General features: G+C 59.4%; 9 protein-coding genes. 3 read left to right on the top strand and 6 right to left on the bottom strand.

Going from position 1 to position 7,515, the window contains the following annotated elements:
* Positions 1–110: 110 nt before the first annotated feature.
* On the top strand, positions 111–821 hold the full coding sequence (gene rpe, locus NW819_RS05290) for a ribulose-phosphate 3-epimerase (protein ID WP_414413112.1): 711 nt from the start codon (positions 111–113) through the stop codon (positions 819–821).
* 87 nt (positions 822–908) lie between these two features.
* On the opposite strand, the gene NW819_RS05285 is transcribed toward rpe, so the two are convergent.
* The gene (locus tag NW819_RS05285; RefSeq protein ID WP_414413111.1) at positions 909–1,763 is read right to left on the bottom strand and encodes a hypothetical protein; all 855 of its coding nucleotides are present in this window, start codon (positions 1,761–1,763) and stop codon (positions 909–911) included.
* Positions 1,764–1,887: 124 nt separating this feature from the next.
* On the opposite strand from NW819_RS05285, the gene miaA reads away from it, so the two are divergent.
* Positions 1,888–2,952, top strand: a complete 1,065-nt coding sequence (miaA, locus tag NW819_RS05280) for a tRNA (adenosine(37)-N6)-dimethylallyltransferase MiaA (RefSeq protein WP_414413110.1) — start codon at positions 1,888–1,890, stop codon at positions 2,950–2,952.
* On the opposite strand, the gene menD is transcribed toward miaA, so the two are convergent.
* The gene (menD, locus tag NW819_RS05275) at positions 2,876–4,681 is read right to left on the bottom strand and encodes a 2-succinyl-5-enolpyruvyl-6-hydroxy-3-cyclohexene-1-carboxylic-acid synthase (RefSeq protein WP_414413109.1); all 1,806 of its coding nucleotides are present in this window, start codon (positions 4,679–4,681) and stop codon (positions 2,876–2,878) included. The two genes, miaA and menD, sit on opposite strands and share 77 nt — an antisense overlap.
* A complete protein-coding gene (locus tag NW819_RS05270; protein WP_414342426.1) occupies positions 4,678–5,586 on the bottom strand; it encodes a cyanophycinase in 909 nt (302 codons plus the stop codon). The genes menD and NW819_RS05270 overlap by 4 nt, the downstream gene beginning before the upstream one ends.
* A gap of 176 nt (positions 5,587–5,762) precedes the next feature.
* Between NW819_RS05270 and NW819_RS05265 the strand changes: the two genes are divergently transcribed.
* Positions 5,763–6,005: a hypothetical protein gene (locus NW819_RS05265; protein ID WP_414357385.1), complete on the top strand. Its 243-nt coding sequence runs from the start codon at positions 5,763–5,765 to the stop codon at positions 6,003–6,005.
* Between the two features lie 124 nt (positions 6,006–6,129).
* On the opposite strand, the gene NW819_RS05260 is transcribed toward NW819_RS05265, so the two are convergent.
* From NW819_RS05260 to NW819_RS05250, 3 genes are all read right to left on the bottom strand, one after another.
* The gene (locus tag NW819_RS05260; RefSeq protein WP_414387847.1) at positions 6,130–6,462 is read right to left on the bottom strand and encodes a fasciclin domain-containing protein; all 333 of its coding nucleotides are present in this window, start codon (positions 6,460–6,462) and stop codon (positions 6,130–6,132) included.
* A gap of 288 nt (positions 6,463–6,750) precedes the next feature.
* Complete coding sequence (locus NW819_RS05255) at positions 6,751–6,975, bottom strand: DUF3134 family protein (protein ID WP_011433626.1); 225 nt, start codon at positions 6,973–6,975, stop codon at positions 6,751–6,753.
* Positions 6,976–7,082: 107 nt separating this feature from the next.
* Positions 7,083–7,515: glutamate ligase domain-containing protein (locus tag NW819_RS05250; protein ID WP_414413108.1), on the bottom strand; the 433-nt coding region annotated here is incomplete at its 5' end.

Raw genomic sequence — 7,515 nt, 5'->3', positions numbered from 1 at the left:
GTTCAGCGTAAATGTATCAGGGGATATGACGCTTTGCAAAGGGGATCAAACCCCGTACCATAGAGGAGCAGGTTTCTCCGTTTCTCTGTTTTCAATCCCCAGGACTCACCATGGTGCAGCCGTCAGCGACCTCTGGGCAAAAGCCGATTGTCATCGCCCCTTCCATCCTTTCAGCCGATTTCAGCCGGTTGGGGGAGGAAGTACGGGCAGTGGATGAGGCAGGAGCCGACTGGATCCATGTGGATGTGATGGATGGCCGCTTTGTGCCCAATATCACCATCGGCCCGTTGGTGGTGGAAGCGCTGCGCCCGGTGACGGCTAAGCCCCTGGACGTCCACCTGATGATTGTAGAGCCGGAGAACTATGTGGCGGATTTTGCCAAAGCAGGGGCCGATATCATTTCCGTGCACGCAGAGTCCAGCTCCACCATCCACCTGCATCGCACCCTCAGCCAAATCAAGGATCTGGGCAAGCAAGCGGGCGTGGTGCTCAATCCGGCCAGCCCTTTGGAGCTGATCCAATACGTGCTGGATCTGGTGGATCTGGTGTTGATCATGAGTGTCAACCCCGGATTTGGCGGGCAAAGCTTCATTCCGGCAGTGGTGCCCAAAATTCGCCAGTTGCGGGCCATGTGCGATGAGCGGGGCCTGGATCCCTGGATCGAGGTGGATGGCGGCATCAAAGCCAGCAACGCTTGGCAGGTGATCGAGGCAGGAGCCAATGCCATTGTGGCCGGTTCGGCAGTGTTCAAAGCCAAAGACTATGCAGAAGCCATTCGCAGCATTCGCAGCAGCCGCCGTCCCGAGCTGGTGACAGTTTAAGGTGACAGTTCATTTTGAAGGAAACTGCTCCCTTACTGAAATCCGGCTTGACCCCAGCGCTGCGCTGAGCCAACTCCTCACGTGCCTTTAGCGCAAAGCAGCAGCCCCTTTCTGGGCAGCGTAAGGCCCCGTCCCGCTGTTGACGGCAGTTGTGCCCAGGCAATGGGGAGGCCCATCGACGGAGGGTGGGATGATCGGCTGCGGCGAAGTGGGGCTGAGAAAAGTCTGACAAAAAGGCACGCGGTTGCGCCGAATATCGGCAAGGTAGGGGGGAGGAATGGTGCCCAGATAGGCGCCCAGCACCTGCTGCTCGGGATCCTCTGGCAGTATTTGGTAATGCAACATCAGGCGATTATCGGGAAACCAGGCGCGGATAAGCCTTTGCAGGGCCTTCAAGTTGAAGCCCGGCTCTTCAGGGTTGCGAATCAGGTGCATTCCCGCCAGGCGCCCGCCGACAAAATAGGCTTGCACATAAAACCCACGGGCATAGATGGGGGGCTCCAAGGAGTTCTGAGATGAAGGGGAATCGGGCAGGTAAAGGGCTTCACCCCCAGGACGCAGTTGCCAGCGGCTCCAGCGGGGATCCTCCCGGTCGCTGGAAATGGTCTCCCAATTGTTGGCGCGGGCGTAGCTCAAGAAGCGCTCCTCGACCATGCCCAGATAGAGCATTTCCATTTGCAAGGGCAGCCGGGCCCGGGTTTGCAACAGGGGCAGAGTGCGCACTTCTCCCTGCTTGAGCACCAAGGTCTCCCCCCGCGCCGAGCAAGGGACACCTATGAGCATAGCCATCAGCAACCCTGTTCCAATTGCCCGTCCAATCTGGCTGAGGCCGCGCCTTGCGAACAGCTCTAGCCGGAGAGGTAAAAACTGCGCCACTGGCTGCGGCTGTGGCCCATTGCCCCTCAAAACCGTCGAAGCAGGAATGTAGGATGAGATCAGCACAGCAAAAAAGCAGGGTAGTAAGTAACCGATCCTAACCCAAAGAGACAAGGTTCTTCGAGAATCTTAATCTGGTCTCTGAGGAAAGTTGCTTGCCAGTCTGCCCTGCCGATGGTTTGGGTAGCGAATGCGCATTACCCTCGAGAATGGCATTCCCGCTGCAGCAGCTTCCGACCGGCCAGGATGGCCGGGATTGATCGTCATTGCCGGCCCCACGGCCACCGGGAAATCTCGACAGGCGCTGCTTTTGGCCCAACGGCTGGGATCCCCGTTGTTGAATGCGGACTCTCGCCAGGTCTACCGCGAGTTCGACATCGGCACAGCCAAGCCTACCCCTGCTGAGCGGGCTCTCTGGCCCCACGAGTTGATCGACATTGTTGATCCCTGCCACACCTACACGGTGGCCGAGTTCCAACAGGCGGCCCAAACCCGCATCGCCGAGGCCCATCGGCAGGGACAGACGCCCATCCTGGTGGGGGGCACCGGTCTCTACATCCAGTCGGTAACCTCCGGCCTAGGGATCCCTGCTGTACCCCCGCAGCCCCAACTGAGAAGACAACTGGAAACTTGGCCCCCTGAGATCCGCTACGCCTGGCTGCAGCAGTTGGATCCCGTTGCCGCCCAGCACATTCATCCCCATGACGCAGTGCGCACGCTGCGTGCTTTGGAGATCGTTTACACCACCGGGAAGCCGGCTTCCAGCCTAAGGCGGGCTCATCCCCCCCATTACCCCATCTTGATCCTGGGGCTGCGCTGCCCAATGCCCCGTTTGGAACAACGCATTGCCCGGCGCACGGCGGAGATGATGGAGCGGGGGTGGATCGAGGAGGTGAAAACCCTGCGGGAGCGCTACGGGCCAGACTTACCCCTCTTGCAGACCTTGGGCTATGCGGAGATCGGCGCTTACCTGGAGGGGCGGATCCCGGAAGCCGAGCTGCAGCCCCTGATTGTGCGGCGCACCCGCCAATTTGCCAAGCGGCAGATGACTTGGTTTCGAGCCATGCTGGGGATCCAAAAGGGCCATGCCTACGGCACCCTGTCGGGAAGGGGTCGATGCGTGGCCCTGTGGCTGGACTGCGAAGCTGAGGATTTGCCGGAGCAGATCTGGAAGCAGGTCAAGGCTTGGATGGCAGCTCCGACCACTGTTGAAACCAGTCCCGCCGCCGCCGAGCATCGGCTTTTCGATCCGTAAGGATCTCCAACACCCGCACCCCTTGGGCAGGTAAGGGATCCAGAGCTTCGGCCAGCTCCTGCCAGCTTTCCACTCGGCGATGGGGAATGTGGTGGGCCTGACAGAGCAGGGCAAAATCCACCGCCTGGGGCGTGGCGAAATAGGGCTCGAAGGGTGGGCCCACCTCAGCGATGGGCAGCAGCTCGAAAATCCCACCCCCCTGGTTGTTGATGAGGAGAATGGTCAGGGATCCCTGCAGGTGAGGGCCAAGCCGCAGGCCGCCGCAGTCGTGCAAAAAGGCCAGATCCCCGGTTAGCAACACCGTCGGGCGCTGCCGGTGGGCCACCCCGAAGGCGGTAGAGAGAAGGCCATCGATGCCGTTGGTGCCGCGGTTGAAGTAGGGCCGGATGCGGCGGTCGTTGGGGGGCCAAAACCACTCCACATCCCGCACCGGCGTGCTGTTGGCAATAAACAGCGGAGTCTCTGGCGGCAGGTGGCGGGCCAGCCACCAGGCTATCCTACCCTCAAACCACTCCGGCAGGTCAGCCATAGCCTGGTCTAAGGCGGTCCGGATTTGCGCTTCGGCTGTCAGCCAGCCCTGCAGAAAAGTTGTTCGCTTGGCCGGCGCTTCCGGGATCCCGGAGACCCACTCTTCCACGGCAAAAGGCAAATGGGTGGTGGGGTTGTGCAGGGGATCCCCATTCTCAGGGCGGGGATCCAACCGCCAAACGCGGGGAGCAACCTTGGCCAGGGTTTGCCGCAGCGCTTTGCTGGTGGGCAGGGATCCCAGTTGGATGACTTGCTCCGGCCAAAGCTGGGGCCGATCCCGCTGCAGGATGAGGTCGTAGGTGGTGATGAGATAGGGGTTGAGGGAAGCGTAGTTGCGCAGGGGAGAAAGCCCCTCCGCCAGCACCGGCCACCCCAAAGCCGTCGCCAAACGGGCCACTGCCTCCACATAGCGCTGAGGATCCAGCGGTTGAGCCGGCCCCGCCAAGATCACCCCCCGCTCACAGCTGCGCCACTCCTGCCAAAAAGAAACCGTCTCCGTCTGAAAAGGGCTCCGCACCGCCTGCAAGGAAGAGCCGGTGCATGGAGGAGCAACTCCACGAAAAAAGGTCTTCTCAAACTCCGGATCTTCCTGTAGATGGAGCAGCGGCGCAGTGCTGCCGTCAGCAATGGGAGCCAGGGGATCCCGGAAGGGCACATTCAAATGCACAGGGCCGGGGAAGGGGTAAAGGGTGCGCTCCCAGGCGTGAACCAGGGTCTGGCGCAAGTAGGCCAGGGCTTCTGGATCCGCGCTGGGCAGGGCCAACTCCGCCTGCCAGTTGGGGTAATGGCCGTAGAGCTTCACCTGGTCAATCGCTTGGCCGGCGCGGCAGTGGCGCATCTCCGGGGGCCGATCCGCCGTCAAAACCAAAAGCGGCCAGCCACTTTCTGCCGCCTCGATGAGAGCTGGGAAAAAGTGAGCGCCAGCGCTGCCGGAAGTACACACCAGGGGAATGGGCCGCCGGGTTTGCTGGGCCAATCCCAGCGCAAAAAAGGCTGCCGACCGCTCATCCAGCACCGGGATCGCCTCGATGTCGGGGTGCTGGGCCAGGGCGTAGGTCAGGGGGGCTGAGCGGGATCCCGGACACACCACCGCTAAACGGCAACCCAGCCGACTCAAGGTTTCGGCCAATAGGGATCCCCAGAGGGTGTTGAGGTTGCGCCAGTCCAGCCGCCTCGGCAGGACAAAGTTTTCACCGGTCACAGCGGAGACAAGGTGTTGAGATCGAATCGGGATCCCGGCGGCAAAAAGTGAATGCGGGCATTGTGCAGCCGAAAATACTCATCCGCCGCCGCCTCCTGAACGGTCGAGTACAGTTGCGTCCCGTCCACAATCGTCACCGTCCCCAAGCCGATCACCTCCATCACATCGTCGGCCTGGATCACCACCGCCGTATTCTCATCAATGCCGATACCCAAACATTGGGGATAGTGGGCCACCGCCGTAACCAGCCGCACCAGGCGATTGCGCTGATGGAAATGTTGATCGATGATGACGCGAGGCAAAAGGCCCAAGCCCGTCTTCACCGTTACAATTGCCGGCGTGGGCGGTTCCCCGCTGTAGCCGCGGGAGATCATCTGCTGCCCCAACGCAGAAGCTCCGGCGCTGGTTCCGGCAATTACCGTCTGCCCCCGCTGCCACTGCTGTCGAATGGCCTCCATCAGCTCGCTGTGGGCCAGCACCTCCGCCAGCCGCTCCTGATCCCCACCCGTAAAGTAGATGCCGGTGGAGAAGCGGATTTTCTCAACGTTATCGGGATCCCTTGCCTCCATCGGGCTGCGGATATCTAGAACTTGGAGGCTGGCCGCCCCCATCTGCTGAAAAATGTTGGCGTAGATCTCCCCCAGCACCGCCGGGATCCCAGAAGCCGCGGGCACGATGGTGATGTGGGCAGACTTTCCCCCCGCTCGGCGGAAGAACTCCCAAAGGATGTGGCGCTCATTTTCCTTATCCTCTGCTCCCCCGACGGCGATGATGTCGGAACGGGCGGTGATGGGATCCTTCACAGTAGGGCGGCTTAGGGGTTGGGCGTCGTTTGTCGGCGTGGAAGGAACTCCGTTCCACTCCAGCTCACGGTGGGCGGCAGAAACATCAGGCAAATGGGGCATGGAGCGCGAGGAAGATTAAAATGGGCACATTTCACTTTCACTATGCTACGGCTTGGAATTCGGTTTGGCGCAGCTCAATTCCAGATTTCACGGAAGAGTCAGGGGTTGGTTAGGGGTCTCGAAAGGGGGAATAATGTTCGTAGGAATACCCTTCGGTTCACCCAGCAGGAGCATCCATGGCCAGAAAACCTGACGGATATCTTGTCCACATCATGCTGGAAGGTGGACAAACCATGCAGGTACGGGTCAAAGAAGCCAGAGAATACACGGAGTTGATCAACAACCTCATGGTGGGCGGCGAAGAGTTCATCACCTTGCCCAAGCAAATGGACAATGAGTACATGATCGTGCGTCCTCAACGGGTGTCCGCTGTATCGGTGGAGGCAATCTACGCTTCCAGCGTTGGCATCGACCTATGAAATTGGGGATCCCTTGCCCAAAGAACGGAATAGCTGGGGATCCCAATACAAAACCCCCGCCACCAGAGCAGGGGCTGCCAGAGGGCTAGACCCTGAAGGGCCTAGAATCCATGGCGTTGGTAGGTCACCCTTGTGGAGGCAAGATCACCTTGTCGATCACGTGGATGACACCGTTGGAAGCTTCAATGTCGGCTGTTACCACATTGGCATCGTTGACCTTGACACCATCAGCCAAAGAGATCTCCACAGGAGATCCTTCGACCGTAACCACTTCCCCAGCTTCCAAAGAGGTAGAGAGAACTTTGCCGGGCACTGCATGGTAAGTGAGAAATCGAAAAAAGTCCCCGAAAAAGATGTTTCTACTGCCCCAAGATGCTTTCTTACAAAGGCTGCGGGGGTATCTTCCACTAAGGTTAGATTTGCAACAATCATCGCAGGGTGGTGGTGAGCAATCCAAAACAGGCTGAAAAAGGATCCCTTGAGGCTGAGGGATCAGTTACGTTTGTCTGCATCTATAATCATTCTGATTCAAACTAAAACGCTGCACCCACACCTGAAGCGTTGAATGCGCGGGGCTGGAAGACTTTTCTTGGTAGCTCAGGCGTCTCACTCTAACCTGAAACGACTGTACTGTTTTGTTTGCTCGAGCTGTCTATCCAGCGGCAGCACGAAAAATAACACCCTCACGGTGCCGAGCAAAGGGATAAATGAGTCAACGAGCTCGTAATAATCCTGGCAGTTGTGCTTACTCTTCTTCCGGCTCGAAGTCTTCGTCGTAGTCGTCCCCGATCAAATCGTCGATATCGTCGATGTCTTCTTCCAAAATCATCTCAGGGACCTCAATGGGCTGCTCGATCAACCGGCCCTCTTTGCGCAACCAGTCAAGAATGGAGAGGCTGCTAGGAGAGGGCACCACCGTTGGCGGCTGATCGCGGGGCTCTTCGCGCAGAGAGGGATTGTGGTAGTACATGCCGTACGGAAAAAGGGCAGTTATCGACGAGGAATGAACTCGGCTTGGATTGATCTCCTCTCAACCGAGGGACGCGGGCTTTCCATCGATATATCCCTCAGTTTAGCCTATGCCTGCCACTCCTGCAAAAAGCGGTGCAGCACCCGCTCCAGTTCAACAGCCCGCGCTGCCTTGAACAGCAGCCGATCCCCGGCTTGCACGTGATGGAGCAAGATTTCCAGCAGTTCGGATACCTCCTCGCAGCGTTCTGTCTGGGCTGCCGGTTTTTGGTCGAGCAGCGGTTGCATTTCTCCTTCGGGATCCAAGAGCAAGATCCGATCCAGCCCCAGAGGGGCAGCCGCCCGACCCACCTCTGCATAGAGCTGAGGCGCATGCTCTCCCAACTCCCGCATCGGGCCGAGAATGGCCCAGCGCCGTTTTCCCGGGGTTTGGGCCAGCAGGTGTAGAGCCGCGATCATCGCTTCCGGCGAGGCGTTGTAGGTTTCGTCCCAGATTTCCACATCTCCTGCCAGCTTGAGATGGCGGTTGCGCCCCTCCAGA

Origin of the sequence: Synechococcus sp. R8-2 (assembly GCF_047461715.1) — a bacterium.
Classification (GTDB): domain Bacteria; phylum Cyanobacteriota; class Cyanobacteriia; order Thermostichales; family Thermostichaceae; genus Thermostichus.
Note: the sequence above shows the minus strand (reverse complement) of the source record. Positions and strands in the feature narration are given on the sequence as shown.

Bases quoted from the DNA above. Each gene is read 5' to 3' on its own strand.
- rpe (WP_414413112.1), top strand. From the start codon at position 111: ATGGTGCAGCCGTCAGCGACCTCTGGGCAAAAGCCGATTGTCATCGCC.
- miaA (WP_414413110.1), top strand. From the start codon at position 1,888: ATGCGCATTACCCTCGAGAATGGCATTCCCGCTGCAGCAGCTTCCGAC.
- NW819_RS05270 (WP_414342426.1), bottom strand. From the start codon at position 5,586: ATGCCCCATTTGCCTGATGTTTCTGCCGCCCACCGTGAGCTGGAGTGG.
- NW819_RS05265 (WP_414357385.1), top strand. From the start codon at position 5,763: ATGGCCAGAAAACCTGACGGATATCTTGTCCACATCATGCTGGAAGGT.
- NW819_RS05255 (WP_011433626.1), bottom strand. From the start codon at position 6,975: ATGTACTACCACAATCCCTCTCTGCGCGAAGAGCCCCGCGATCAGCCG.